Annotated in this window: 22 protein-coding genes; 12 read left to right on the plus strand and 10 right to left on the minus strand. The window is 67.2% G+C overall.

Annotation, left to right across the window (positions count from 1 at the left end):
- Nucleotides 1–11: 11 nt before the first annotated feature.
- Together R2733_03465 and R2733_03470 are read left to right on the plus strand one after the other, a co-directional pair.
- Nucleotides 12–899 (plus strand): alpha/beta hydrolase, encoded by an 888-nt coding sequence (locus R2733_03465; GenBank protein MEZ5375543.1) that lies wholly within the window; start codon nucleotides 12–14, stop codon nucleotides 897–899.
- A gap of 64 nt (nucleotides 900–963) precedes the next feature.
- Nucleotides 964–2,058 carry an IS5 family transposase gene (locus R2733_03470; protein ID MEZ5375544.1) on the plus strand — a complete coding sequence of 365 codons (1,095 nt, stop codon included), beginning with the start codon at nucleotides 964–966 and terminating at the stop codon, nucleotides 2,056–2,058.
- A 149-nt stretch (nucleotides 2,059–2,207) separates the two neighbouring features.
- Here R2733_03470 and R2733_03475 read toward each other — a convergent pair whose 3' ends face one another.
- The 3 genes from R2733_03475 to R2733_03485 are packed head-to-tail and all read right to left on the minus strand — an operon-like array spanning nucleotide 2,208 to nucleotide 5,474.
- Nucleotides 2,208–2,645: a CBS domain-containing protein gene (locus R2733_03475; GenBank protein MEZ5375545.1), complete on the minus strand. Its 438-nt coding sequence runs from the start codon at nucleotides 2,643–2,645 to the stop codon at nucleotides 2,208–2,210.
- A 35-nt stretch (nucleotides 2,646–2,680) separates the two neighbouring features.
- Complete coding sequence (locus R2733_03480) at nucleotides 2,681–4,651, minus strand: hypothetical protein (protein ID MEZ5375546.1); 1,971 nt, start codon at nucleotides 4,649–4,651, stop codon at nucleotides 2,681–2,683.
- Nucleotides 4,652–4,655: 4 nt separating this feature from the next.
- Nucleotides 4,656–5,474: an inositol monophosphatase family protein gene (locus tag R2733_03485; GenBank protein MEZ5375547.1), complete on the minus strand. Its 819-nt coding sequence runs from the start codon at nucleotides 5,472–5,474 to the stop codon at nucleotides 4,656–4,658.
- 54 nt (nucleotides 5,475–5,528) lie between these two features.
- Here R2733_03485 and R2733_03490 point away from each other — a divergent pair, with 54 nt between their 5' ends.
- Nucleotides 5,529–7,316 (plus strand): chorismate-binding protein, encoded by a 1,788-nt coding sequence (locus R2733_03490; GenBank protein MEZ5375548.1) that lies wholly within the window; start codon nucleotides 5,529–5,531, stop codon nucleotides 7,314–7,316.
- Here R2733_03490 and R2733_03495 read toward each other — a convergent pair whose 3' ends face one another.
- Nucleotides 7,317–8,444, minus strand: a complete 1,128-nt coding sequence (locus R2733_03495) for a PHB depolymerase family esterase (GenBank protein MEZ5375549.1) — start codon at nucleotides 8,442–8,444, stop codon at nucleotides 7,317–7,319. It lies immediately after the preceding gene.
- Between the two features lie 143 nt (nucleotides 8,445–8,587).
- Here R2733_03495 and R2733_03500 point away from each other — a divergent pair, with 143 nt between their 5' ends.
- The 4 genes from R2733_03500 (at nucleotide 8,588) to R2733_03515 (ending at nucleotide 12,375) form a co-directional block, all read left to right on the plus strand.
- Nucleotides 8,588–10,138 (plus strand): long-chain fatty acid--CoA ligase, encoded by a 1,551-nt coding sequence (locus R2733_03500; protein MEZ5375550.1) that lies wholly within the window; start codon nucleotides 8,588–8,590, stop codon nucleotides 10,136–10,138.
- 25 nt (nucleotides 10,139–10,163) lie between these two features.
- On the plus strand, nucleotides 10,164–10,898 hold the full coding sequence (locus R2733_03505) for an AzlC family ABC transporter permease (protein ID MEZ5375551.1): 735 nt from the start codon (nucleotides 10,164–10,166) through the stop codon (nucleotides 10,896–10,898).
- Nucleotides 10,895–11,215: an AzlD domain-containing protein gene (locus tag R2733_03510; protein MEZ5375552.1), complete on the plus strand. Its 321-nt coding sequence runs from the start codon at nucleotides 10,895–10,897 to the stop codon at nucleotides 11,213–11,215. Before R2733_03505 ends, R2733_03510 begins: the two co-directional genes overlap by 4 nt.
- A gap of 65 nt (nucleotides 11,216–11,280) precedes the next feature.
- Entirely contained in the window at nucleotides 11,281–12,375 is a 1,095-nt protein-coding gene (locus tag R2733_03515; GenBank protein MEZ5375553.1) for a PrsW family glutamic-type intramembrane protease, read from the plus strand.
- Here R2733_03515 and R2733_03520 read toward each other — a convergent pair.
- Nucleotides 12,347–14,065, minus strand: coding sequence for a proline--tRNA ligase (locus tag R2733_03520; GenBank protein ID MEZ5375554.1), 1,719 nt, complete (start codon nucleotides 14,063–14,065; stop codon nucleotides 12,347–12,349). The genes R2733_03515 and R2733_03520 overlap by 29 nt on opposite strands.
- 52 nt (nucleotides 14,066–14,117) lie before the next feature.
- On the opposite strand from R2733_03520, the gene R2733_03525 reads away from it, so the two are divergent.
- Nucleotides 14,118–14,408, plus strand: a complete 291-nt coding sequence (locus R2733_03525; protein MEZ5375555.1) for a GNAT family N-acetyltransferase — start codon at nucleotides 14,118–14,120, stop codon at nucleotides 14,406–14,408.
- A 1-nt stretch (nucleotide 14,409) separates the two neighbouring features.
- On the opposite strand, the gene R2733_03530 is transcribed toward R2733_03525, so the two are convergent.
- Nucleotides 14,410–16,770: an MMPL family transporter gene (locus tag R2733_03530; GenBank protein ID MEZ5375556.1), complete on the minus strand. Its 2,361-nt coding sequence runs from the start codon at nucleotides 16,768–16,770 to the stop codon at nucleotides 14,410–14,412.
- 193 nt (nucleotides 16,771–16,963) lie between these two features.
- On the opposite strand from R2733_03530, the gene R2733_03535 reads away from it, so the two are divergent.
- Genes R2733_03535 through R2733_03545 form a run of 3 tightly spaced genes read left to right on the plus strand, consistent with a single transcriptional unit; the run spans nucleotide 16,964 to nucleotide 20,415 of the window.
- Nucleotides 16,964–18,721: a sodium:proton antiporter gene (locus tag R2733_03535; GenBank protein MEZ5375557.1), complete on the plus strand. Its 1,758-nt coding sequence runs from the start codon at nucleotides 16,964–16,966 to the stop codon at nucleotides 18,719–18,721.
- A 45-nt stretch (nucleotides 18,722–18,766) separates the two neighbouring features.
- Nucleotides 18,767–19,609 (plus strand): undecaprenyl-diphosphate phosphatase, encoded by an 843-nt coding sequence (locus tag R2733_03540; protein MEZ5375558.1) that lies wholly within the window; start codon nucleotides 18,767–18,769, stop codon nucleotides 19,607–19,609.
- Nucleotides 19,610–19,620: 11 nt separating this feature from the next.
- A complete protein-coding gene (locus R2733_03545; protein MEZ5375559.1) occupies nucleotides 19,621–20,415 on the plus strand; it encodes a thioesterase family protein in 795 nt (264 codons plus the stop codon).
- On the opposite strand, the gene R2733_03550 is transcribed toward R2733_03545, so the two are convergent.
- From R2733_03550 to R2733_03560, 3 genes are read right to left on the minus strand one after another with little or no spacing between them, the layout of a single operon-like run.
- Nucleotides 20,416–21,606, minus strand: a complete 1,191-nt coding sequence (locus R2733_03550) for an MFS transporter (protein ID MEZ5375560.1) — start codon at nucleotides 21,604–21,606, stop codon at nucleotides 20,416–20,418.
- Nucleotides 21,607–21,616: 10 nt separating this feature from the next.
- Entirely contained in the window at nucleotides 21,617–22,432 is an 816-nt protein-coding gene (locus R2733_03555; protein MEZ5375561.1) for a hypothetical protein, read from the minus strand.
- Nucleotides 22,429–23,277 (minus strand): PhzF family phenazine biosynthesis protein, encoded by an 849-nt coding sequence (locus R2733_03560; GenBank protein ID MEZ5375562.1) that lies wholly within the window; start codon nucleotides 23,275–23,277, stop codon nucleotides 22,429–22,431. The genes R2733_03555 and R2733_03560 overlap by 4 nt, the downstream gene beginning before the upstream one ends.
- 55 nt (nucleotides 23,278–23,332) lie before the next feature.
- On the opposite strand from R2733_03560, the gene R2733_03565 reads away from it, so the two are divergent.
- Nucleotides 23,333–24,607, plus strand: coding sequence for a flavohemoglobin expression-modulating QEGLA motif protein (locus R2733_03565; protein ID MEZ5375563.1), 1,275 nt, complete (start codon nucleotides 23,333–23,335; stop codon nucleotides 24,605–24,607).
- Nucleotides 24,608–24,619: 12 nt separating this feature from the next.
- Here R2733_03565 and R2733_03570 read toward each other — a convergent pair whose 3' ends face one another.
- A complete protein-coding gene (locus R2733_03570) occupies nucleotides 24,620–26,434 on the minus strand; it encodes a DUF4214 domain-containing protein (GenBank protein MEZ5375564.1) in 1,815 nt (604 codons plus the stop codon).
- Between the last annotated feature and the right edge of the window lie 59 nt (nucleotides 26,435–26,493).

A 26,493-nucleotide genomic window follows, 5' to 3' on the forward strand; every position in this document is an offset into this window, starting at 1 on the left:
CTCGTGCCAGGATGCCCGGCGTGCCTATTGCGAACGCCAACGGAATCGACCTGTACTACGAGACCTCCGGAAACCCCGACGACGAGCCGTTGCTGCTGGTCATGGGATTCACCGCCCAGCTGATCGTCTGGCCCGACGAGTTCGTGCAGGCGTTGTGCGACCGTGGCTACTTCGTGATCCGCCATGACAACCGTGACTGCGGCCTGTCGCACAAAACCCCGGGCGACCCGCCCGATGCGGCAGCGATCATGGCGCAGGCGATGTCGGGTGGCGATGTGAGCGGGATGGCGCCCTACACCCTGTCCGACATGTCCAACGATGCGTTCGGCGTGCTCGACCATCTCGGGATCGACAGCGCCCATGTCGTTGGCGCCTCGATGGGCGGCATGATCGTGCAGACCATGGCGATCGAGTGCCCCGAGCGTCTTCGGTCGGTCACCTCGATCATGTCGACCACTGGTGATCAGTCGGTCGGCCAGGCGACCCCGGCAGCAATGGCCGCACTACTGGCGCCGCCAGCCGATGGTCGGGAGGCGATGATCGCCCAGGGCATCGAGGGCAGCAAAGCCATCAGTGGGCCGCTGTGGAACCGTGAACTCGCCGCCATCCGAACGGCGGCGTCGTATGACCGGGCCTTCTACCCCGTTGGTGCGGCCTTCCAGATGGCCGCGATCTTCGCCTCCGGCGACCGCACCGAACGGCTGGCCGACGTCGATCTGCCGTTCCTCGTGATCCACGGCCGGGCCGACGAGCTCATCTCGTGGTCCGGCGGCGCAGCGACGGCCGAGGCCGTTCCCAACGCCGACATGCTGGTCCTGGCCCAGATGGGGCACGACATGCCGATCCCTTTGCTGCCGCAGATCGCCGACGCGATCAACGGCATTGCGAACCGCGGCTAGCAGGGTGCTGAAATTCTCCTGATTGGTGCTCGCGTTCGGGGCGGGTATCGGTGAGCATGGGGGCATGCGTGGGATCCCTGAGCGTCAGTTGTCGATGTTGTCGTCGTTGTCGACCGAGGATCTGATCCCGGCTGATCATCCGATACGGCGGATCCGGGTCGTGGTCGATGAGGTCCTGGCATCGATGGACGGCGAGTTCGACGCGATGTACGCGGCGTCGGGTCGCCGTTCGGTGCCGCCTGAGACGCTGTTGAAGGCGACGGTGTTGATGGCGATGTACTCGATCCGCTCGGAGCGGGCGTTCTGTGAGCGCCTGAACTACGACATGTTGTTCAAGTGGTTCTTGGATCTGGCGATCGATGATCGGGCGTTCGATGCGACGACGTTCACGAAGAACCGGAAGCGTCTCCTCGACCACCAGATCGCGGACCAGTTCTTCGCTGCGGTCGTGACCCAGGCGAAACTGCGTCGCTATATGTCCTCGGATCACTTCTCGGTGGACGGGACGCTGTTGCAGGCGTGGGCGTCGAACAAGAGCTTCAAACCCAACGACCAACCCGATGACGGTGATGGGAACGGGTTCGCCGGCCGCAACGCCGAGGTCGATTTCAAGGGCCAGAAACGGTCGAACAAGACCCACACCTCCACCACGGATCCCGAGGCGATGTTGTTCCGCAAGTCCAACAACGCCGCCGCGGAGCTGTCCTACATGGGGCATCTGTTGATCGAGAACCGGACCGCGTTGATCGTGGATGCCGAGTTGACTCAGGCGACCGGCTACGCCGAGCGGGACTGCGCGACCGACATGTTGGCCCGGTTGCCGAAGACGAAACGTCGCCGGACCGTGGCGGCGGACAAGAACTACGACACCGCGGGCTTCGTCGCTGGTATCCGCGAGTTGGGGTTCACTCCGCATGTTGCGCAGAACACCAGCAACCGCCGCTCTGCGATCGATGGCCGCACGACCCGCCACGCCGGACACGCTGTGTCCCAACGGATCCGCAAACGCGTCGAGGAACCCTTCGGTTGGATCAAGACTGTCGGCGCTGGCCGCAAGCTCCGCTACATCGGCCAAGAACGTAACCGGGCCTGGTTCAAGATCGAAGCCGCTGTCTACAACCTGATCCGGATCTGCTCCCTCGACGCTGCGACCGCCTGAACCCCGAAACAGGGGGCGCTGACACGCCCGCAAGCCCCACCCCCCGAGCCTGGAGCCTGGCCCCCGGACCGGCCCTTCGCCCCCATCGAGCACTTACTCGCAAACCTTGAACCCGCAACACCGGCCGAGAGCCGATTTTCCGCATCCTGCTAGTAGCCGCTGTTCTGGATGTAGCCCTCGAGCGCCTTCGCTTCTTCGACGAGTTCGTCGAGGCGGCTCTTCACGACGTCGCCGATACTGACGATCCCGGCCAGGCTGTTGCCCTCGATGACCGGGAGATGTCGGATGCGGCGTCCGGTCATCATCGACAACAGGCCGTCGGCGCGGTCCGGAAGCGAGCAGGTGACGACGTCGCGGGTCATGATCTGATCGACGGTCAGATCGAGGAGGTCGGCGCCGTCGGTGTCGAGGCGACGCACGATGTCACGCTCGGAGACGATGCCGTCGATGGTCGTGCCGTTGGCCGAGACCACCAGCGCACCGACGCCGATTTCTTTGAGTTTGGCCACGACCGCTCGCACCGTGTCGTCGGGAGCCACGGTCGCCACCGCCGTGCCCTTGCGCGCCAGAATGTCGGCTACCTGCATGTCGAATCCCCCTTTGATCGGACGTTGCCAGTGTCTCACTTCTGGCGACGCCACACCCTCACACTGGTGCTGACCAGCAGGAAGAGCATCATGACACCGCTCCAGACGACCAGCGTCGTGCGTGACCCGTTTGACGACGACTCGGTGGAGGGCTCGCCGACGATCTCAGGAGGTGTCACCGGCTCCGGGTCGGGCAGGTCGACCACAGTGATCGAACGCTCCTGATCGCCGAGCACCAGGGTCACCGGTCCGGCCGTCGACGGAGCGGAGCACTGGATCGTCGCTCGTCCTTCCTCGCCGGTGCTCGACGCCTCGACCGGCGGCGCGAGTGTGCACGAACGACCGTCGAGCGCCACGCGACGGTCGGGCGGATCGAGGTAGCGGTCGAGCGTGCCGGCGCAGTCCACGGTGCCCGACTGTCGCTCGCACGCCAGCTCGATCGCATCGAGATCGTCGAGCGGGCCGCGACCGGAGAATCGGGCGAGCACCTGCTCCACCCGCCGACGGTTGACCGCGCCCCAGACCGGGATCTCCGAGTTCATCAGCGAGTCACTGCTGGGGCGGAATGCCGTGTTGGCGTCGGCGGTGTCGTAGCAGCCGCCGGGGTGGACACCGATGCGGACACTGGTGGCGAGGTTCGATCCCTCGCGGGGTTCGCCCGGGAACCCGGCCGCCCGACGGGCCCGCAACACCTCGTAGACGAACGGATCGATCGTCCCGTCGAGCGAGCCCCACCAGTCGTCAGCGAGCTCTGCGGTCGGCGCACAGTTCGGGTACTGGGTGAGGACGGCTCGGTCGTCGAAGCCGACGTACTCGTCGCGCAATTCGAACAGGCTGTGGCCCCACTCATGCGCCAACGTGGCGGCGCGGGCGAGGGGGTCGTCGAGGTCGACCGAGACACGGGCACCGCCGAACCGCAACTGGTCGGCGGCCGGTGCGTTGATCAGGTTCCACATCGACGTCAGCCGGGCGTCCGACGCCCCGTAGCCGGGGCCGTACAACACGGTGACCGCCATGTTGTCGAGGTCGAAGCCGGCGAGAGCGGTCGGGTCGGTGCCGTCGACCAGCAGCGAGCGCTCGTCGGCCAGCGGATCGACGAGATACCAGAAGTTGAACTTGTGGGCATTCGACGCCAGCGGCTCGATGGCCATCGGCCCGAAGTTCATGTCGTAGGGACCGGCGGCCGGCCCGCCGAGCGTGAGCATGGCGGTCGCAACGTCCACGAGGTCGTCGGCAGAGCCGAGGTTGCTCCCGGCGAACACCATGTTGATCCGTTCGGCGCTCGGCCGGTTGTGACCGGGAATGAGTTCGGCGATCTCCGGATCGATCACCTGCACGGCGAACCCAGCGGGCTGTGGCTCGCATGCGTCGGCGTCGGCACCGACACAGGGCCAGATCCGATACCGGCCCGGCGGTGCATCGATGGCGAGTCGGGTCGACACAGAGCGGTCCCGGCCGGGCGCCGACACCTCGATCGACTCGATGAGGTCGCCGGTCCGGCGGTCGCGAACCACGATGAACGTGCGGTCCAGCTCGCCGATGGCGAACAGCTCGATCGGGAGTGGACGCCCGTCGAAGACGACCGGCTCGTTCCCATCGATGAAGGTGTAGAGCGTCGATTGCTGGTCGAGCGTGGTCTCGATCTCGGCGACGTCGGCGAACGTGAGGAAGCCCTCGACCTGATGGTCGAGTTCGAGATCGAGGCGACGGCTGGCGAGGTCGTACCGCTCCTTGCCGATGCCGCGGCACTCGAGGCGCTCGGCTTCGAGGTCGCAGGGCCAGTACTCGCCGTTCTGGTCGACGAGTCCGCCCGAGTACACCTGGTCGGGGTCGAGCGGCGGGTCGAAGGCGATGGTGCAGTCGATGCCGACACCGAAGGCGAACGGTCCGCCCGTGTCGCAGGTGGCGACCGGTGTCGGCACCTGGGCCGCCCCGGCGGTGGTCGCCAACCCGAGGATCGCCGTCAGCAGGATCGCGACCGCAACGAGGTGGCGACCGAGGGGCAAGGTGTCAACCGTTCAGCACGGCGAGGGCGGCGGCGTGGAGTTCGGCGTTGGCGGCGGCAACGACGTAGCCGCCGTCGATGGCACTGCCGCCGTCGAGCCCGGTGATCACCCCGCCGGCGTGTTCGATGATCGGGATGAGCGCGGCGATGTCGTAGGACTGGAGCAGGTTCTCGACCACGAGATCACCGAAGCCGGACGCGAGCAGGGCGTAGTTCATGCAGTCGCCGCTGTAGCGGACCATCTTGGTGGCGCGGTCGAGACGAGCGAACCCGTCGGACTCGGGGCCCGGAGCGAACAGATCGGGGTGGGTGCACAGCACGACCGCCTGATCGAGACGAGTGACCGAACTGGTGGCGATCCGCACGGCGCCGTCGGTCGAGATGCGGAACGAACCGGCCTCGCTGCCGACGTAGGTCTCACCCAGGACCGGGTTGTGGAGCCAGCCGGCGAGCATGGCGTCGCCGTGGCGCAGACCGAGCAGGGTGCCCCACAGGGGTTGACCGGTGATGAAGGCCCGGGTGCCGTCGATCGGGTCGATGATCCAGCGGTGGTCACCCGACCCGGTGAGCCCGCGTTCCTCACCCAGCACCTCGTGGTCGGGGAAGCGGTCGGTGAGTGCCGTGCGCAGCGCATCTTCGACGGCCCGATCGGCTTCGGTCACCGGATCGAATGGCGCAGCATCGGTGCCCACCGCACGCTCTCCGGCCAGCTTGTTCACGACGTCGAGCGGCTGGCGGAACCAACGCAGCGCGAGGTTGCTCGCCTCCTGGACCATCGACGTCACGGCGTCGATATCGTTGCGGGGGTCGTAGGAGCTGGCCACGTGGGCAAGGGTAACGGGAACGTTTCCGCCTGGGCCTGACGTTTGACCAGCGGCATGTACCAACGAACGGCAAACCAGTTGTCTCTTGCGCTTCCCTCCAACGACCAGCCACTGATCGCCGAGCGGGCTATCGCCCGAGATCCACAGACCGACCGCTGGCACTCGTTCGAGCGACCGTTGACCACCCTCACGGCGTGGACCCTCGACGAAGTGTCACCTGTTCTCGCCGCCGCCGAACGGCACGCAGCACAGGGCTCCTGGGTCGTCGGATTCGTGAGCTACGACGCCGGGCCAGCTTTCGATCGGGCGAACCGAGCGCTGCGCAACGAGCGGGTACCGCTCGCCGTGTTCGGCGTCTACGCCGACGCCGACGACGATCCACTCGACGGTGGGGTCTTCTCGTGTGGGGACTGGACGGATTCGGTCATGGCCGAGGAGTTCCGGGCCGGTGTCGGCGCGGTCAAGGAGCACATCGCCGACGGCGACACCTACCAGATCAACCTCACGTACCGCCGGACCGCAACCTTCAGCGGCTCGGCACTCGGGCTGTTCCGCTCGCTCATGGATGCCCAGCGGGCGCCGTACGGCGTCTATCTCGATCTCGGCCGCTTCGCCCTGTGCTCGGCCTCGCCCGAGCTGTTCCTCCATCGCACACCGCTCGACGGTGGTGGCTACGAATTGACCTCGCTCCCGATGAAGGGCACGCGCCGTCGCGGCATCAGCGACGCCGAAGACGACGCGCTGGCCGAGGAGTTGGTGGCGAGCACCAAGGACCGAGCCGAGAACACGATGATCCTCGACATGATGCGCAACGACTTCGGGCGCATCGCCGACATCGGATCGGTGCGGGTGCCGGCGCTGCACACCGTCGAGCGCTATCCCACCGTGATGCACCTCACCTCGACCGTGACCGCCACGTCCTCGGCCACGCTGCCCGAGGTGTTCGCCGCCAGCTTTCCGCCGGCGTCGATCACGGGTGCGCCGAAGGTGCGCACCACCGAGCTCATCACCGAACTCGAGACCACCCCGCGCGGGGTGTACTGCGGGGCCGCCGGTGTGTTGGCCCCCAGCGGCGTGAGCACCTTCAACGTCGCCATCCGCACCGTCTGGGTCGATCACGAGGCGGCCACGGCCACCTACGGCACCGGCGGCGGGATCGTGTGGGACTCCGACCCACACGACGAGTGGGTCGAGACCAAGGTCAAGACCCGAGTGCTCGACCGGGCGTGCGAGCCGATCGGTCTGATCGAGACGATGTCGTGGGACCCAGCGCTCGGCATCGCCAACGTCGACCGCCACCTCGAGCGTCTGACCCGTTCGGCAGAAGAGCTCGGACACACGATCGATCTCCCGGCCGTGCGAGCACTCCTCGACAGCATCCAGGGCGACGAACCCCAGCGAGTCCGACTGCTCGCACTGCCCGACGGAGAGCTCGAACTCACCCTCGCTCCGCTCCCCCGCCCGGCCTGCCGACCGTGGCGAGTGGCCCTCGCCACCACGCCGGTGTCATCGACCGACCCGGCCCTGCGCCACAAGACGACCCAGCGCCACGTTTACGACCATCATCGTTCCCAGCACCCCGAGGCCGACGAGGTGATCTTGTGGAACGAGCGCGGCGAGGTCACCGAGACCACGATCGGCAACATCGTGATCGAGCGGAATGGCTGGCTGGTCACACCGCCGCTGTCGAGCGGTCTGTTGCCCGGCACCTTCCGAGCCGAGCTGCTCGCCCACGACAAGATCGTCGAAGGCGTGGTCACGGTCGACGAGCTCGCAACGGCCGACGCCCTGTTCATGATCAACGCGATCCGGGGCTGGGTTCCGCTCGAACTCGTTCGCTGATCAGTTGGCTGGCATCGGATGGCCGGCGAACCAGGCGAACGCCAGCTGTGTGGCGTTGACATCGAACGTGGTGGGGCCGAGTGACGAGATCAGCGCCGTCGCCAACGAGCCAGGCCAGGTGTGCCCGCCACCGTCGATGACATAGAACTCGACCGACGCATCGCACTGCTCGTACACCCGCCGCTCGACGCTGTCCGACACGGCGATCACCTCGGCATCTGGGGTACAGCTGTCGGTCGCCGCCCATTGGGCCACTTCGTCTTCGATCGGCACGAACAGATCGTCGCCGAAGCTCTCCAGCTGCTCGGCATCGAGTCCGGGGATCGCAGCGCCGCCCTGGGTCAGGATCGAGTCGCCACCATCGAAGGGCACGATCGCGTCGCCGGTGCCGTGGAAGTGCAGGACCGGGACCGGACGCACCGGGTCACAATCGTCGGGGTGTGTGATCCCGGCGACCGTGGCGACCGCAGCGATGCGGTCGGCCATCTCGCAGGCGAGCACGGTCGAGAAGAAGCCGCCGTTCGACAGCCCCATCGAGAACACCCGGCCGGTGTCGATACACAGTTGGGCCTCGAGCGAGTCGAGCAGTTCGGTGACGAAGGCGACGTCGTCGACCGCCAGTCCGTCCAGGGAGCCGTCGGTCGACAGGTTCCAGAATCGGGTGCCGAGCAGTTCGTTCGTCGCCCCGTCGGGGATCACGGCGATGTAGCCGGCTCGGTCGGCGGCCAGGTCGACGCCGCTGACCAACGCCTCCTGGAAGCCTTCGCTGCCGAGACCGTGGAAGTCGAACACCAGCGGGGCCGGCACGGACTGGTCGTACACCCGGGGCAGCGACACCCGGAACGTGCGGGTCTCGCCGTCGGAGGTGGTGATCGTCGTCGGCAGCGACGCCGGCCGAGGCTGTTCGCAGCCGGCCGACGGTCCCGATGCGAGCGCCACCGGCGGCTCGGTCGTGGTCATTGCCGCCTCGGTCGTGGTCGTCGTCGCCTCGGTCGTGGTCGTCGTCGGCTGTGTGGTGGTCGTCGGCTGGGTGGTCGTGGTGGGCTGGGTTGCCTGCTCGAATCGGCTGCATGCCGACGCCAGCAGCAGCGCTGCCAGCACCAACAGCCACCTCCTCCGCTCGATCATCGCCGAACCACCATCGTCCTACCGTAGGACCCCACCCACCGTTCTGTGCGTCACTGTCACCGGTCCCCACCGTTCTGTGCGTCGAAGTTCCCGCTGCCGACGCGTTTGACGCACAGTCCGGGGGATTCTGCTAGACGAGGGCCATGAACTCTGCGCCTGCCAGCTTCGACTGGATTGCTCACCATGCCACGAACCGACCGGATGCTCCGGCGGCGGTCGATCTGGCGACGAATCGCTCGTTCACCTACGCCGAGATGAACGATCGCACGTCGCGGTTGGCCGCAGCGCTGGCTGGCGAGTTCGGGATCGGGCACGGCGACCGGGTGGCAGTGCTCGCCAACAACAACACGAACACCTTCGAGGTCCAGTTCGCCTGCTGGAAGCTCGGGGCCATCTTCGTCCCGCTCAACTGGCGGCTCACGATCCCCGAGCTCGAGTTCATCGTCGGTGACTGCGCACCGACGGTCATGATCCACGACCACGAGTTCGCCGAGGCCGCGGCCACCCTTGCCGCCTCGCCGGGCATCCCGCATCGCATCTGCTGGGACCCGGTCGACCCGGCCCGGTCCCACGAGATGGCCGACTACGAGGAACTGCTGCGAACGGTCGAGCCGCTCGCCACGGCGGTGCCCACCACCCACGATGACGTCCTCACCATCATGTACACCTCGGGAACCACCGGTCGCCCGAAGGGGGCGATGATCACCCAGGGCATGACCTTCTGGAATGCGGTCAACGTGCTCGAGTTCTACCAACTCAGCACCTCGATGGTGAACCTCGCCTTCCTCCCGCTCTTCCACACCGGCGGCCTCAACACCTTCTCCAACCCGTCGTTCCACATGGGTGGGTCGACCGTCGTGATGAGGTCGTTCGACCCGGCCGAAGCGTTGCGGCTGCTGTGCGACGAGAGCGTCGGCATCACCCACTTCCTCGGTGTGCCCGCCAACTTCTTGTTCATGAGCCAGGTCCCGGCGTTCGCCGATGCGACCTTCCCGACGATCGTGGCTGCCGGCGTCGGCGGATCGCCCACCCCGGTTCCGCTCATCGAGACCTGGAAGACCAAGGGACTGCCGTTGCAGCAGGCGTTCGGCATGACCGAGACGGCGCCGCTCGTGTTGGCGCTCGGGCCCGAGGATGCGCTCACCAAGATCGGCTCGGCCGGACTCCCGGCGATGCACGTCGAGGTGCGAATCGTCGACGACCAGGGCAACGACGTGGTCCAGGGCGAGACGGGCGAACTGTGGGTGCGGGGAGCCAACGTCACCCCCGGCTACTGGAATCGGCCCGAAGCGACCGCCGACTCGTTCACCGATGGCTGGCTGCACACCGGCGACGCCGCTCGTCAGGACGACGAGGGCTACTTCTACGTGGTCGACCGGTGGAAGGACATGTACATCTCCGGCGGGGAGAATGTCTATCCGGCCGAGGTCGAGAGTGTGATCTACCAACTCGACGGCATCGGTGAGGTGTCGGTGATCGGCGTGCCCGACGAGCGCTGGGTCGAGGTGGGGAAAGCGATCGTGGTGCTCACGCCGGGTGCCACCCTCACGGAGCAGGAGATCATCAACCACTGCCGCACCAACCTCGCCCGCTACAAGGTGCCGCAGACCGTCGAGTTCATCGACGAGATTCCGCACAACGCCACGGGGAAGGTGCTCAAGCGCGAGCTACGAGCACAATTCATCGCGAGCTGAGGTCCGAGGCGGATAGTTTCGGCTGGTGACGTCACTGGCCGACCACTCGACTCCGCCCACCCCAGAGGCGCTTCGAGCAGCGAGTCGGTCGGCGGTCTCGCTCGCCGTTCCGCTGTTCATCCCCGCCATCCCGTTCGCGTTCGTCTTCGGACTCGCCGTGCGGGAGTCGCCGATGCCCAACGGCATCGGCATCTTCTCGTCGTTGCCGATCTTCGCCGGTGCCGCCCAGCTCGCCATGGTCACGTTGCTGGGCACCGCTTCTGTGTGGGCGGCCGGTCTGGCCGCCGTGGTGATCAACGCCCGACACATCATGTACTCGGCCGCAATGGCGCCCGCGTTCAAGCATCAGCCACGATGGTTCCGCTACCTCGGCCCGTTCACCCTGATCGACCAGGTCTTTGCGTTGAGCGAGCCCCGGTCGCGGGACCACCCCGACCTCTTCCGCCGGTACTACCTCGTCACGTCGGCCATCTTCCTCGGTGGTTGGGTGCTGGCGACGATCGCCGGGTTGTTCTTCGGCTCGTTCATCCCCGACAGCTGGCACCTGGGCTACGCACCTGCCGTGATGTTCACCGGCCTGGTGGTCATGGGCCTGTCCCGCCGTCCGGCCGTGGCGGCAGCGATCGTCGGCGCTGCGGTGTGTCTTCTCACGATCGGCCTGCCGAATCGGGTCGGCCTCCTGATCGGGGCGATGGCCGGGGTGCTCGCCGGGTTGGCGGTCGACCTGCGGCTCGAACGGAACGGGGCGGGCAGCCGTTGAGTTCGATCACCGCCCTGGCGCTCGTTCTCGTGGTCGGCGCCATCACCTACGCCATGCGAGCGGGGCTGATCCTGGCCCTCGCCGACCGCGAGATCCCCACCATTGTCACCCGAGCGCTACGCAACGTGGCGCCGGCGGTGCTGTCGACCCTGGTGATCAGCCTCATCGCCAACCCCGACGCCCCGAACGTCGGCATCTCGTTGCCGGAGGTCGCCGGTGTCGTCGTCGCCGGGCCCGTCGCCTGGTACTCGAAGAACCTGCTCGTCACGATGGCCGCCGGCATGGTGGTCTTCTGGGTCCTGCTCGCCCTGACCTAGGATCTGCCGACATCGACGCCCAACCGACCTCCGCCGACGTTCCTGCCTCCACCCCACCGGGCTGGCTGCCCGATCCGTGGGGCGTTTCTCCGTGGCGTTGGTGGGACGGGCACGCGTGGACAGTGCACGTCAGTGGCGACCAGGCGAAGCGCCGCCTCCCCGACTGGATCAGCCTTCCGATCATCCTCTCGTCGCTGATCGCCGTACCCAGCTTCATTGCCCTCGCCGTCGTCAGCCCGATCTCGGTCCTACTCGGCATCGTCCCGATCGTGATCGTGCTGCCCGTCATGCTGTGGCTCGATCGGGTCGAACCAGAACCGAGACCGGCGTTGATCCACGCCTTCCTCTGGGGCGCAACGGTCGCGGTGACCGTCGCCGGCATCGTCAACACCATCGTCGCCATCGCTGGTGGCGAGGTCCTGGCGGCCGTGGTCTCCGCCCCACTCGTCGAAGAGGCGATGAAGGCCTGCGGAATCATCTACGCCCTACGGCGCAAGGAGATCGACGGTGTCATGGACGGCATCGTGTACGCCGGCTGGGTGGCGCTCGGCTTCGCCGTGATCGAGGACATCAGCTACTTCGCACAATCGCCCGACGGCGGCGTGCTGGCCCAGACCTTCGTGCTGCGCGCCCTCTTCGGCCCGTTCGCCCACCCGCTGTTCACGGCATGGACCGGACTGGCGATCGGTCGGGCTGTCTCGAAGGGCAAGCCGGTGTTCCCGAATGCGGTCTGGGGTTATGTCGCCGCGGTGGCCTCCCACGCGCTGTGGAACGGCTCGTTGGCCGGCGCTGCGGCGTGGGGTGACTCCGGCGCGGTGCTGCTCCTCACCGCCATCGTGGTGTTCGTGCTGCTGTTCTTCACCTCGGTGATCGTGCTGTATCGCACTCGCCGGGCCGAGGAGCGGCGCCTGGTCCAGCTCGTGCCGTGGCTCGCCCAGCGCTACGGGTTGCCGGCGAACGAGATCGCGTTGTTCGGCAACTTCGCGACGATGCTGTCGGCGCGCCGACAGCTGACCAAGGCCGACCGACGACGCTTCGACGCCGTCCACGCAGCACTGGCCCGCCTCGCCGTGCTACACGACCGGCCGGGTCCGACCGATGTCGGCACCGAGCAGGTGTTGGTGGCTCAGCTCAATCGGGCCCGCGCCGGGCTGCATTGATCTGGTCGGCAACGACCGACACGATGTCGGCGAGGGCGACGTTGGTGGTCTCGCCGCTGCGGCGCTCGGTGAGTTCGATCTCGCCGGCGGCGAGACCTTTCGGGCCGACGGTGAGTCGGTACGGGATGCCCACCAGCTCGGCGTCGGCGAACTTCACGCCGGCTCGAGCGTCGCGATCGTCGATGAGCACGTCGACACCGGCAACTTTCAGGTCTCGGTAGAGCTCGTTGCCGACCGCCAGGGTCTCCTCGTCGACCCGCATCAGCGTGATGACGGCTTCGAACGGCGCCACCGACACCGGCCAGATCATGCCCTTGTCATCGTGGTTGGCCTCGATCACCGCCGCCATGTTGCGACCGATCCCGATGCCGTAACTGCCCATAACGACGGGCGCCACCTTGCCATCGGCGTCGGAGACGGTGACGCCGAACTCCTCGGCGTAGACCGTGCCGAGCTTGAAGATGTGACCGATCTCGATGCAGCGAACGATCTCGATGGGCTCGCCGCAAGTGGGGCAGGGCTCGCCCGCCGCGACCTCGCGCACCTCGACCCACTGGGTGACGTGCAGGTCGCGGTCGACATCGACGCCGCGGTAGTGCTTGTCGTCGATGTTGGCGCCGGTGGTCATGTTGGTGCGACCACGTAGAGCTTCGTCGACATAGACGGGCAGGTGGTCGACACCCACCGCGCCGAGGCTGCCGGGGTGGGCACCCAGCGCGGCGACGGCCTCTTCGGCCTCGGCGGGCCGGATCGTGATGGCGCCGGTGGAGTCGAGCAACTTCTGCACGTTGAGCTGATGGTCGCCGCGAACGACGACGAGGATGGTGTTGCCGTCGGCCACCATGACCAGCGTCTTCAGCTGGCGATTGGCAGCGGCACCGCCGTCGAAGTCCTCGAGCGCAGCGATCGTTCGAACGCCGGGGGTGTCGAACATCTCCGGGGCAGCGGGCGGTGCGTCGTCGACGACGACATCGACCTGCGACGTGGCCTTTTCGATGTTGGCCGAGTAGCCGCAACCGGCGCAGCGAGCGACGTCGTCTTCGCCCGCGTCGGACGGGGTCATGAACTCGACCGAGGAGTTGCCGCCCATCGCGCCCGAGCTGGCCTGTACGCCGAACGCGGGGACGCACAAGCGGTCGAAGATCCGCCGATACGCACGGTCGTGAGCGTCGAACTGGGCGTCGAGGCCGGCCTCGTCGATGTCGAAGCTGTAGGAGTCCTTCATCGCGAACTCGCGTACCCGCAACAGACCCGACTTGGGGCGGGCCTCGTCGCGGAACTTGGTCTGGATGTGGTACCAGCACTGGGGCAGCTGCTTGTAGGAGCTGATCTCGGCGGCGACGGTGGCGAAGATCTCTTCGTGCGTGATGCCGAGCGCCAGCTCGTTGTCGCGCCGGTCCTTCAACCGGAACATGATCTCGCCCATGGTGTCCCAGCGGCCCGACTGCTGCCAGATCGATGCCGGGTGCATGGTGGGCAGCAGGAACTCCTGGCCGCCGATGGCGTTGATCTCCTCGCGCACGATGTTGGCCACCTTCTGGTGGACCCGCCACCCCATCGGCAGCATCGAGTAGTGACCGGCGTGGAGCTGACGGATGAAACCGCCCCGCACCAGGAGGGCGTGGCTCGGCGCCACGGCATCGCCGGGAGCGTCGCGAAGGGTGGGGACGAACAGCTGGGACCAACGCATCCGCCGAGGCTATCGGTAAGCATCAGCCCGCCCGTTCGGGTTTACTCGAACCATGACCGAGCCGAACTTCGTGGTCACCGATCACCCAGAAGCCAATCGCTTCGAGATGCACCGCGACGGCGAGCTCGTCGGGTTCGCCGACTACCGAGTGCGGGGCAACACCTTGGCGGTCCCCCATGTGGAGACGCTCCGCCCTCACCGGGGGCAGGGCTATGGCGCTCGCCTGATGGACGGCCTGCTCGAGATCATCCGGGCCGACGGGCGACGGATCGACCCGATCTGTCCGTTCGCGGCCGGCCACATCGCCGCCGACCCGTCACTGCACGAGCTGCGAGCCGACTGAATCAGACCAGCGCCGGCTCGCGATCGGCGGGACCGTGGGTGCCGTCGTCATCGTCGTCGCCGGGGTGATGCTCGTGGGCGTCGACCGGCCCTTCGACGTTGAGTGACGGCAGGATCTTGTCGAGCCAGCTCGGCAGCCACCAGTTCTTGGCGCCGAGGAGGCGCATCGTGGCCGGCACGAGCAGCATGCGGACGAGCGTGGCGTCGAGCAGCACGGCGACGGCGAGACCGACACCGAACAGCTTGATGATGCGGTTGTCCTCGAACAGGAAGCTGCCGAAGACCACGACCATGATCGCCGCCGCTGCGGTGATGACTCGGGCGGTCGCAGCGAGACCGTCGGCCACCGAGCCGACTGGGTCGCCGGAGTGGTCATACTCCTCCTTCACCCGGGACAGCAGGAAGACCTCGTAGTCCATCGACAGACCGAAGACGATGGCGAACAACATCATCGGCACGAACGGCTCGATCGGTGCCGCCTCCACCCCGAAGATGGCCGATCCCCAGCCCCACTGGAAGATCATCACGGCGACACCGAACGCCGAGGCGATCGACAGCATGTTCATGACCACCGCCTTGAGGGGCACGAGCAACGAGCGGAACACCATCATCAACAACACGAACGACACGGCGAGCACCACGCCGAAGAAGACGAAGATGCGCTGCGCCAGGTATGACGTGAAGTCGATCGACGCCGGCACTGCCCCGGTGAGATGCACCGTGGCCGAGCTGCCCTCGATGGCGGCCGGGATGACGGTGTCGCGCAGGTGCTCGACGAGGTCGGAGGTCTCGGCGTCTTGGGGCGAGGTGGTGGGGATCACCTGGAGGAGTGCCGCTTCCGACGCTGTCGGATCATCGATGTTGTTCGGGAACGGCGGGCTCACGAAGGCAACCCCCGGATCGGCGGACAGCGCGGCCTGCAGCCCCTGCATGGCGGCGAGATCCTGGGGCGAACCAAGCTCGGCCACCACCACGAACGGGCCGTTGAAGCCGGGGCCGAACCCCTCGGCGAGCAGGTCGTAGGCCTTGCGAGTGGTGGTCTCCTCGCTGAAGTTGCCTTCGTCGGAGAAGCCGAGGCGGAGGCTGAGCACGGGGAAGGCGAGCGCCAACAACAGGCCGCCGCCGGCGAGCAGCGCAAGCACCGGGTGGTCCTGCACAAGGTGGGCCCAGCGGTACGAGAACGTCTCACGGACCGGCTTCGGTTCGCGTCGGGGGACCTCATTGCCGAGGAACGGGACACCGGGGATGAAGCCCGCGATGAGCGTCAGGATCGCCAGAGGGGCACCGATCAGGAGCGGACGGATCCCGAGACCGACACCAAGAAGCGCTATGGCGATGAAGGAGGCCGCGATCAGGCCCCGGTAGCGAGTGATCTCGACCCGGTGGCGGGCAATGCCGAGCATGGCGGGCAGCAGCGTGAGCGAGGCGGCAAGGGTGACGGTGACCACGACGGCGGCGCCGATGCCGAGCCCGGAGATGAAGGCCAGGCCGATCAGCAGCATCCCGAGCAACGAGACCACGACGGTGACCCCGGCGAACGCCACGGCGCGGCCGGCGGTGTCCATGGCACGAACTGTTGCTTCCTCGGGCGAGAACCCGGCGCGGGTGCCTTCGCGGTAGCGGGTGACGATGAAGAGGGCGTAGTCGATGCCGACACCGAGGCCGATCATCGCCCCGAGGGTCGGGGCAAAGTCGGGCATGGTGGTGAGATTCGAGACCAGAGCGATCACTCCGGCGCCGGTACCGACACCGAAGAGGGCAACCCCGATGGGCAGGCCCATGGCCAGCACGGAGCCGAACGACAGGATGAGGACGACGATGGCGAAGGCCAGGCCGATGAGCTCGGACTCGGGCGGCTCGAACTCGCCGAGCGCAGCGCCACCGACCTCGATCTGGACCCCGTCGATCGACGGGAGCATGTCGTGGATGTCGCCGCCGATGACGGCGGATTCCGTCTGGTCGATGTCGGCGTCGAGGTTCAGCTGGGCGAAGGCAACGTCGCCGGACTGATTGATCTGGCTGGCACCGAACGGGGTGTACGGACTCGTGAGCGAGACACCGTCGATCTTGTCGACCTCGTCGAACAGCTCGGACATCGCCTCGACGACCTCGGGGTCGTTCACCCCTTGCTCTGCCTTGAACACGATGTTGCCGACCTGGCCTCCTGTGCCCTGGCCGGGGAAGTACTCGCCGAGCACCTCGAATCCGGACGAGCTCTCCGACGCGGGGATCGAGAACTCGCCGTTGAAGGACGCACCGACCACGACCTGCCCCACGACGGTCATGCCGACCAACAGCACGACCCACCCGATCACGGTCTCCCAGTGGTGGCGGAAACACCAGCGTCCAAGACGAGCAAACATGAGATGAGTCCTCCGTGTGACCTGCGGGGCGTCGGGCGGGCGGTTCGCAGCCTATAACGCTACGAAAGAGTATCGGTACGATGTGATGGTTTCGTGAGCGTCAGACGGTTGAGCCGACAGTCACACCGACTCCTCACCTAGGATCGGCGCTTCGTCACCTTCGCCCCCTGCCCACCGGCCCGAGGAAGCACCGTTGTCCAACCTGATGCTCGCCAGCGGCGGAGAGGTCACCCCGGCCATCGCCGTCATCGCCATCCTCGGTGTCGCCTCACTGTGGCTCGGTTCGCGGCTGCGGATTCCGTCGATCCTCCTCCTCCTGCCCGCTGGCATCCTCGCCGGCCCGGTGCTTGGCTTGGTCGAGCCCGACGAGCAATTCGGCGATCTGCTGTTCCCCTTGATCTCGCTCGGCGTCGGCATCCTGCTCTTCGAGGGCGGGCTGAACTTGCGCTGGGAGCGAACCGACGAGGTGCGCAGCGTCGTGTTCCGCCTCGTCACCGTGGGCGCATTCGTCACCTGGGTGATCGGCTCGATTGCGGCGTACCTGATCTTCGACATCACCCGCGGGATCGCTGCTCTCCTGGGTGCCGTGCTCGTCGTCTCGGGCCCGACCGTCGTCATTCCGCTCCTCCGCCTGGCCCGACCCCGGCGCTCGGTCGCCGAGGTGTTGCGATGGGAGGGCATCGTCATCGACCCCGTCGGCGCCACACTTGGTGTCGTCGTCCTCGATGCGGTGATCGAGGACGCCGGCCCGGTGTCGAGCGCCGTTCACGTGCTCTACACGCTGGGAAGCGGACTCTTCGTCGGTCTCGCCGCCGGCGGCTTGCTGCTGTGGGCGCTGCGTCAGCACTGGATCCCCGACCACCTCCAGAACCCGCTGGCCCTGGCCACCGCGATCGGCGCATTCGCCGTCTCCGACATGTTGCGGTCCGAGGCCGGATTGATGGCCACCACGGTGATCGGCCTGGTGCTCGCCAACCAGAAGATCGCCCCGGTTCGCCACATCCTCGAGTTCCAGGAGGACCTGAGCTACATGGTGCTCGGCGGGCTGTTCCTCGTGCTGGGCGCCAGGATCGAACCGTCCGACCTGGCCGACGTCGCCATCCCCGCCCTGGTGCTCACGCTGGTGTTGGCCGTCATCGCCCGACCGCTGACCGTCTGGACCTCGACCGTGCGGTCCGGGCTCACGCTGCGAGAGCGAGCGTTCCTGGTGGGCGTCGCCCCTCGAGGCATCGTCGCGGCCGCCGTGTCGTCGGTGTTCGCCCTCGAGCTGGAAGAGGCCGGCCGTGACCCGGGCCCGCTCGCATCGGCAACCTTCGTGGTGATCATCGCCACCGTCCTGCTGTACGGCCTCAGCGCCGTACCGATGGCGAGGCTCCTCCACCTCGCTCGCCCCGCCGATCGTGCCATCGCCATCGTCGGCGGTTCGCAATGGCATCTCGACGTCGCCGAACGGCTCCAGGAGATCGGTATCCCGTCCATCGTCTTCACCGACCGAGAGATCGAGCGGCGGCGAGCCCGACAACGAACGATCCTGGCCTTCGATGGCGACCTGCAGAGCGAGGAACCCGAGGAGGCAGCCGATGCACTCGGCGTCGGCACCGTGCTGGTGCTGTCCGACCGCACCGAGTTGGCCACCGCCGTCACTTCGCGGCTCGGTCATCACGTCGGTCGCGCCAACATCTACAGCCTGGCGGGAGCGCACGCCGAGGGTGGCGTGGGCGCCACGCTCACGAGCCGCCCGGCCTTCGGGGAACTGTCGATCGAGGAGGTCGATCAGTTGGTCGGCGGGGGCAGCACGATCGTGCTCGTCGACCACGACCGGCTCGACCCGCTCCGTCATGTCGTGCTCGCCGCGATCGGTGAGGGGCCGTCGGTGCGCTTCGGCGAGACGAAGGGCGACCAGGTACTGGCCCTGCTCAAACCGCTCGAAGACGACCTGATCGACTCGTAGGGTTGCTCACCGGCATCACGCCCACGACGGAGTACCGTCGAGTAGGTGTCGAACTCCGCCGATCTCTCCGCACTCGATTCGATCATCCTCGGGCTGGTGGAAGGACTCACCGAATACCTGCCGGTCAGCTCGACGGGGCACCTGCTCGTCGCCCAGAAAATCCTCGGCCTCGGGGGTGACGAAGCCACCGATCTCGCGCTCGAGACCTTCGCCATCTGCATCCAGGCCGGTGCGATCCTTGCCGTACTCTTCCTCTACTGGGGTCGCATCCGCCAGATGCTCGATGGTCTGATCGGGCGGAGCGAGGAGGGTCGACACGTCCTCATCGCAGTGATCACCGCGTTCATCCCGACGGCCATCATCGGTCTCGTCATCCAGGATCCGGTTCGTGAATACCTCTTCGGTGTCTGGCCGATCGCGCTGTCGTGGCTCGTCGGCGGCATCGGGATCCTCGTGCTCGGCCGCACCGGCTTCATGAACCGCCCGGGCAAGGCGCTCGGCGAGATCACCGCCCAGAACGCGCTCGTGATCGGTGTGCTGCAGGCCATCGCCATGTGGCCCGGCACCAGCCGCAGCCTCGTCACGATCCTGGCCGGCATTCTCATCGGCCTGTCGCTGAAAGCGGCGGTCGAGTTCAGCTTCCTGCTCGGGCTCATCACCCTCACCGCCGCAACTGCCTACGAAGGATTGCAGAACGGTCCGGCGTTGATCGACCAGTTCGGGGTGGTGAATCCGCTGATCGGCCTCGTGGTCGCCTTCATCTCGGCCATGGCGGCGGTCAAGTGGATGGTGGCATGGCTCGAACAGAAGGGCTTCGACATCTTCGGGTACTACCGGATCGCCATCGGTCTGGCCGCCTTCGCCGCCCTCGGGGCCGGCGCGCTGTAGAGGAGAGCGACGTGAACGAGTTCCACACCGATACCCGCCTCGAGGAAACCCGCACCGGCGGGTACCGGGTCGACGTGTCCGATCGCTGGTCCGTTGGGGCCGGTGCCAACGGCGGATATCTCGCCGGTCTTCTGGCGAAAGGACTGCTGACGGCGACCGGCCGGGGCGACCTCCGCTCCCTCACGGTTCACTGTCTCGCCCCTGGCACACCCGGCATGGCCGAGCTGCAGACGGGCATCCTTCGCGAAGGCCGCTCGGCCACGGTGATCGACGCCAACCTCAGCCGGGACGGCAAGCTGCTCGCCGTGGCTCGCGGCGTGCTGGCGGCCGATCGTGAAGGTCCGGCATGGAATGTGCGCTCGGCACCCGACTTCCCCGATCCCGAGTCGATCGAGCGGGAGCAGTGGCCCGACCCGAAGATGATCCGGTCCCGCTACGACACCCGATACGTCGTCGGAGGCTTCCCCGCGGTGCGTGGTCCGGTGGCCGAGGTGTCGGGATGGATCCGACCGGCCGACCACTCCCCTGTCGATCTCGCCATGCTCGTCGCGCTGTGCGACGCCTGGCCGCCCCCACTGCTGATGCTCGATGGCCCGAGCCTGATGGCGACCACGATCGATCTCACCGTGCACCTGTTCGACACGCTCGAGACGCCGTACGACGGCTGGGTCGCGATGACCAACCGGGCAACCATCTCGGTCGACGGCTATGTCGACTCCGAGACCGAGGCGTGGACGCCCGACGGCCGCCTCCTCGCCCAGGCCCGCCAGCTCATGGCCTGCACGCCGTGGGATCCACCCGCCTGATCAGGCAACGGGAGCGCCGGCCGAACGAGCGATCGCCTTCTCGTCGATCGGCCCGATGAGGAAGCCAACGGCCACGACCGCGAAGACCGCCGCACCGACCAGCATGGCGGCCGAGGTGGAGGTGGCAGCGAAGATGGCCGACGCTCCGATGGGACCGATGGTCTGACCGAGCCGGGTGGCGGAAACGAAGCCCGCCATCACCGACGCTCGCTGGCCGTCGGGAGCCGAGCTTGCCGTGACGTCCTGCAACGTGGGAATGGCCAGACCGTCGCCCAGTCCGTAGATGACCGAGGCAACGACGATCAGCACCACCGTGGGTGCGATGCCGATCGCGAGCGCCGAGATCGAGATGAGGGCGCTGGAGGCGACGAGCACGGTTCGCACGGTCGAGCGGGACCGGATGCGGCCGAGGTTGAAGGCCACGAGGGTGGACCCGATCGCCGGCGCCGAGAGGATGAGGCCTCGGGCGCCAGGACCGAGGCCGAAGTCCTTCTCGAGATGGACGGGCAGCGTGGTCAGGAAGACGCCGAAGATCACCATGAACAGCAAGGTGGCCGATGCGATGACCGCCAGGATCACGGGCTGGCGGAGCGCCCGGCGGGTGTCGAGCAATTGTTCCCCGATGGTTCGCGTCGCCACCGTGTCGACACGAGGCATCGTTCGGTAGCCGAACGCTGCGATCGGCAGGGCCAGCGACGAACAGGCGAGCGACCAGCGCCAGTTCGACACCGATGCGATCAGACCACTGAACGACGGCATCAGCGCCAGGCAGACCGTGAGGACGGCGCTGTTGCGTCCGATCAATGTGGTGCGCTCGACGCCGGTCCAGAAGTCGCCGATCATCACGACGGCGAGGTTGATCAGCCCGGCCCCGCCAACGCCCTGCACCACACGTGCCACGAGGAGCAGTTCGAACGACGGTGCGAGCGCCACCGCCAGACCGGCCCCGCCGAACAGCACCAGGCAGGGCAGGAGCACCCGTCGCCGACCGAGCCGGTCGGCCACGATGCCGATGATGGGCGCCACCAGGACACCCGGCAACGGGCCGCTCGCCACCAGCAGACCAGCCCGAGACTCGGGCTGGTCGAACGTGGCGAGGATGTCGGGGATGTTCGGGCTGAGAAGGGTGTTGGCGAGGATCCCCGCAACGGTGACGGAGAAGATGAAGACCAGAGGCGGGCGGCGGACCATTGCGGGCACCCTACGGGGCCACGACCGCCTCGCCCCAACCAGTGCGGACCCGTTCGAGTGCTGCTGCGGCAAATGCCGAATGATCGGGACGGAGCTTCTGCTCATCGCCGGTCGGCGACACCACGACCAGTGGCTTTCCCGACGCCAGCCACGGGCGGAGCTCCATGCCGAGTTGGGCTCGGTGGGTGCGGGCCAAGAGATTGCCGCCCGTGCGGGCAGCCATCGGTGCGATCACCACGAGCGCATCGTGGTCCTCGACTCGAACGAGATCGGCGTTGGTCGAGGACCAGACCGCGCCGTCGATCCACTCGTCGCCGTCGATCACGACGGGTGTCACGAAGCCGGGAACGGCCGCCGACGCGTACAGCTCCGCCTGTGGTTGGGCGGCGTCGACCAGCCGGGCCGGTCGACGTTGTCCCCCGCCCCGCCGAACCGAGATGGTGACGACGCCCGGGTGATAGGGCGCGTCGGCCACCTCGTAGTCCTGGGCATGCGAGCCGGCCGGTGCGAGCCGGGCCACGACTCGGCCACCCATGCTTCGCACCCGCGCCACCACGGGGGTGAATGGTCCCGATGCTGGCGGAGCGAGCACCTGACCCATCCGCTGGAACGACACCAAGTGGTCGTCGGTCGCCGGCGACGAGACCTCGGGCAGCGGTTGGCGAGCCCCGTTGAGTGCTCCGACGGACGTGCCGACGATGGTGGTTGCACTCCCTGGCGACCAACCGACGATCGTCTCCAGCTCGGCGAGGGCGGCACGGATGTAGGCCCCTCCGGGCACCCCGCCGGCCCCCAGGACGAGTCCGACGCGTGGCGATCCGCTCACGCCAGCGCCACGTCGCCGCGGATGCAGGTGACGACGTCGCCACCCACCCAGATGACCGGCTCGCCCCCATCGGGGGCGTCCTCCTGCGCGACCGTGACCCGCCCCGAACGTCCGAGCATCGTTCCCTGTGCCGCTACGTACGGGGCCTGCAGGGTGCCGTTTCCGAGCAGCCATTGAGCGATCGACGCGTTGAGGCTGCCCGTGACGGGATCTTCGGCGGTCGTTCCCGATCGGGGGAAGAAGGCCCGTGCCTCGATGTCGGCATCGCCGGCGCCGTCGGTCAGCGCCACCACCCCCACCTTCAAATCGGACGGGCCCGGCTGGAGGGCACGGACCTCGTCGACCGATGACAGCCGAACCGCGATCCAGCCCGGGCCATTGTCGGCCCACGTGGCATCGACGATCGCGTCGGGCGCGATGCCGAGCATGGTGGCGACCCGCTCGATGTCGAGATCGTCGACCGGACCGCTGCGGATCAGCGGTGGAGCAGCGAACGCCAGCGAGGTGCCCGACCGCCGGATCGGGACCAGGCCGACGCCGCATTCCTGCACGATGAGCTCCGGATCCTTGGGTTGGCCTCCGGCTTCGAGCCAGACGTGCGCCGATCCGAGGGTCGGGTGCCCGGCGAATGGGAACTCGACACTCGGGGTGAAGATCCGAACCCGGTAGTCGGCGGCCGGATCGGTCGGTGGCAGGAGGAAGGTCGTTTCGGACAGGTTCGTCCAGTTCGCGAACCGCTGCATCTCCTCGGACGTCATCGACTCGGCGTCGAGCACCACCGCGAGTGGGTTGCCGCGGTAGGCCTCGCTGGTGAAGACATCGACCTGGAAGAAGGGCTTCGTCATCACACGATTCTACGGAGTCGGTGCTCTCGACCTGCAGAAGCTGTTCACTGGGTAGATGCAGGATGACCATCGGGCCACGATCCGTGAGCTCTCCGATCGCCTCATCGAGGCGCAGGCCGAGATCCGAGTGCTCGACGCCGTGAAGTGGACCGACGACATCCGAGACCAATTCTTCGCCTCGAAGTACAAAGAGCAGCCGGCCGTCGACGCCGACTACTACGAGCGCAATCCGCTCAAATTCGATGCCGACGAGGTGCGCGATCGGTTCATCGCCCTCGAAACCGAGATCGCCACCCAACTCGGATCGGTGACGGCAGCCTCACAGCTCCTGCGTCGGACCTGCGAGCAGTATCGCCTCACGATCGACATGCTGGTCGCCCGGGGCAAGCCGAGCTTCGGCAGCTATGCCACGCTGCTCTACGGCACCCCCGACGAGGTGTTCCACGCCGGTGGGCCGACGGTCATCGACCTGGCCGAGTCGCTCGAGGAATCGCTCTCGGCTCTCGAGCCGTCGTTGCTGATCGACACCTCCGCGCACGAGCTCGATGCTCAGGCGGCGGTCGCCGACCTCCAGGCCCGACTCGACAGCTCCATGGGCGCAGGCGCCGTCGACGTCCGGCTCGACGACGGTCTCGTCGCCGACGCTGCCGCCGGCTCGACCTACATCAAGTTGCGATCCGACGCGACCTTCAGCCCGCAAGACCTGGCAACGCTCGAGGCCCACGAGGGTTGGGTGCACGTCGGCACTACCCGCAACGGGCTGGCGCAGCCGTGGTGCAACTTCCTCGGCAAGGCCGCCCCTCCGGCCACGGTGACCCAGGAGGGCCTCGCCACCCTCACCGAGATGTTCGCCCTCCGGAGCCACCCCGGGCGGCTCCGCCGAATCGCCAATCGGGTGCGGGGCGTGGCGCTCGTGCTCGACGGCGCCACCTTCGTCGACCTGTTCGAGTTCTTCCGTACCGAGGGCTTGACCGAGGACGAGTGCTGGTCGATCGCGGCCCGGATCTTCCGTGGCAGTACCCCGACCGGTCCCCCGTTCACCAAGGACCTCGCCTACGGCAAGGGCCTCGTGCTGTCATACGTCTACGTCCGCCTGGCACTACGCCAGGGGCGCCCCGACCGCATTCCCATGCTGTTCTGCGGCAAGGTCGATCTCCAGGCCATGGGCCTGGTCAATCATCTGTTCGACGAAGGATTGCTCGAGCCGCCGCAGTTCGTCCCCGAACCGTTCCGAGATCTCGAGGCCCTCACGGCGCAGATCGCGTTCAGCCGGTTCCTGCGCAACCTCGACTTCGACCAGCTCGAATCGGAGTACGGCCAGCTGCTGTGAGCGCTCCCGCAGCTACTGCGGGAGATAGGCGAAGCGGTTGCTGAACTCGGTGCTCCCCGCCACCCAGCGAACGGTGAGATGCCTCGGCAGGCCCTTCAGGATCTCGTTGTACCAGTAGTCGAAGCCCGCCTGGTCGGGGGCCCGACCGAGCACGTTGCGGTAGACGACCTCGAGGAACTGCCGGTCGGTCAGGTTGCTGTACCGGGTCGTGAACTCCTGGCTGTAGGCGAAGGAGTAGGCCATGTCGTCGTAGCTGGTGCCGTTGCGGGACTGGTCGATCCAGTACTTGATACCGACCAGGTCGGGGTCACGCTCGAAGAAGGCCCGGTAGAGGCGGAGCGTGTCGGCGTCGGATGCTCGATAGTCGGTGGCGTAGATCACGCCGAAGAGGCTCCCGGCCTGGGCGACGGTCGTGCGCTCGACGGGCGAGTAGCCGATACCGACGCCGTTGGCGGTGGCGGTCTGGCCATCGATCTCGGCGGTGACCACGGCGGTGTAGGTGCCGCTGGTGGTGAAGCCGCCGAACTCGACGCTGCGTGCCGTGGCCGGCAGCGTGGACTGGCGCACCACGTTGCCCGATGGGTCCTTGAGCGTCACCAGCCACTGCTTGGCCGGCACGTTCATCTCGGCGTTGAACCCGGGCGTGATGTTGACCGTCAGCACCCCATTTGTGGTGGAGCCCGACACCAGCGGCGCCGCCGGTGACAGGAAGGTCTCGTAGCCCGCCTGGCTGAGCAACCCAGCGATCACTCCGTCGACGTGGTTCACTTCACCGTTGGTCAGGAACGGCGTCATGAGTGCACCGGGCGTGCGATATTGACCACGCTGGTAGGTGTAGGTGTTCTCGTCGAGGTGGCTCAGGCTGGATCCGGTACTCCACGTCGACGGGTCGTAGATCTTCTCCCACGTGCCGTCGGTGTTCATCGACCAAAGGTTGTTGGTCCGCACCACATCGGATCGGAGGCTGGCGAACGACTGCGACGCACTCTGGTTGCCGAAGAAGGTGGCGCCCCAGGTGCTCAAAACCGAGGAGTCGATCGACTGCTCGCGATCCACGCCTGACGCCACGCCGAGCGAGTGGCCGACCTCGTGGAGCAAGACCGTCTTCAGGTAGTAGTTGTCGTTGGGCGCCGAGTCGTTGGGGTCGAGGGTGTAGTCCCAGTTGATCTGTGAGTTCAGCACGAGGTCGAGGGCGTACGCACCGGACGCCGTCGACGCTCCGTTCACGTTGGCCAGGAAGCGCGGGACCACGAACGTCGACCCGTTCTGGTTGACCGTGACCCAACCGGTCGCCGCCCCACCGAGCACACCCGTCGGGAGCTGGTCGCTCCAGGCAACCCTGACGTGATGCCATTCGGGGGCCGGGATGTCGAGGTCGATCACCGATCGCCAGTCGACGAACACTTCGCCGAGCAGATCGATGACGACGGATGGCACGTTGGCATCGGCCTCGATCAGGATGTCGGGGTTGGCGGGGTTGTTCGGGTCGGAGCTGTTGCGCCAGTGGAAGGTGTTGGTCGTGGTCGCCAACGCCATGCCAGGGCTCGCGTCGAACTCGGCGCGAGCGAAGACCGCCTCGACCTCTTGCGGCGACAGCGGCTGCTCATCGACGGTGTCGACGTGCGTCTCGACCGAGTCGCCACCGGGTACGACCTCGAACGGCAGCGAGGGATCGAAGGGCAGCGGGTGAAGATCCGTTGTCGGCGCCGGTGTCTCCACGGTCGGTGCCGGGACGGCCAGGGCGGTAGCGGTGCCGGCCGAAGCCAGGATCGTGGCGAGCGTCGACGCGACCAGGGTTCGACGGACGGCTCGGCTCTTGCTCTTCATGTCGGTCGGCTCCGGGTCGGGGGATGCGGGAGATATCGGACACATCCGATCGGGACTGA

This window comes from Acidimicrobiales bacterium, from assembly GCA_041394265.1.
GTDB lineage: Bacteria > Actinomycetota > Acidimicrobiia > Acidimicrobiales > SZUA-35 > JBBQUN01.

Excerpts from the sequence above, each read along its gene's own strand:
- R2733_03490 (MEZ5375548.1), top strand. The coding sequence starts at position 5,529 with ATGTACCAACGAACGGCAAACCAGTTGTCTCTTGCGCTTCCCTCCAAC.
- R2733_03495 (MEZ5375549.1), bottom strand. The coding sequence starts at position 8,444 with ATGATCGAGCGGAGGAGGTGGCTGTTGGTGCTGGCAGCGCTGCTGCTG.
- R2733_03470 (MEZ5375544.1), top strand. The coding sequence starts at position 964 with ATGCGTGGGATCCCTGAGCGTCAGTTGTCGATGTTGTCGTCGTTGTCG.
- R2733_03525 (MEZ5375555.1), top strand. The coding sequence starts at position 14,118 with ATGACCGAGCCGAACTTCGTGGTCACCGATCACCCAGAAGCCAATCGC.
- R2733_03565 (MEZ5375563.1), top strand. The coding sequence starts at position 23,333 with ATGCAGGATGACCATCGGGCCACGATCCGTGAGCTCTCCGATCGCCTC.
- R2733_03550 (MEZ5375560.1), bottom strand. The coding sequence starts at position 21,606 with ATGGTCCGCCGCCCGCCTCTGGTCTTCATCTTCTCCGTCACCGTTGCG.
- R2733_03530 (MEZ5375556.1), bottom strand. The coding sequence starts at position 16,770 with ATGTTTGCTCGTCTTGGACGCTGGTGTTTCCGCCACCACTGGGAGACC.
- R2733_03465 (MEZ5375543.1), top strand. The coding sequence starts at position 12 with ATGCCCGGCGTGCCTATTGCGAACGCCAACGGAATCGACCTGTACTAC.
- R2733_03475 (MEZ5375545.1), bottom strand. The coding sequence starts at position 2,645 with ATGCAGGTAGCCGACATTCTGGCGCGCAAGGGCACGGCGGTGGCGACC.
- R2733_03570 (MEZ5375564.1), bottom strand. The coding sequence starts at position 26,434 with ATGAAGAGCAAGAGCCGAGCCGTCCGTCGAACCCTGGTCGCGTCGACG.
- R2733_03560 (MEZ5375562.1), bottom strand. The coding sequence starts at position 23,277 with ATGACGAAGCCCTTCTTCCAGGTCGATGTCTTCACCAGCGAGGCCTAC.
- R2733_03500 (MEZ5375550.1), top strand. The coding sequence starts at position 8,588 with ATGAACTCTGCGCCTGCCAGCTTCGACTGGATTGCTCACCATGCCACG.
- R2733_03520 (MEZ5375554.1), bottom strand. The coding sequence starts at position 14,065 with ATGCGTTGGTCCCAGCTGTTCGTCCCCACCCTTCGCGACGCTCCCGGC.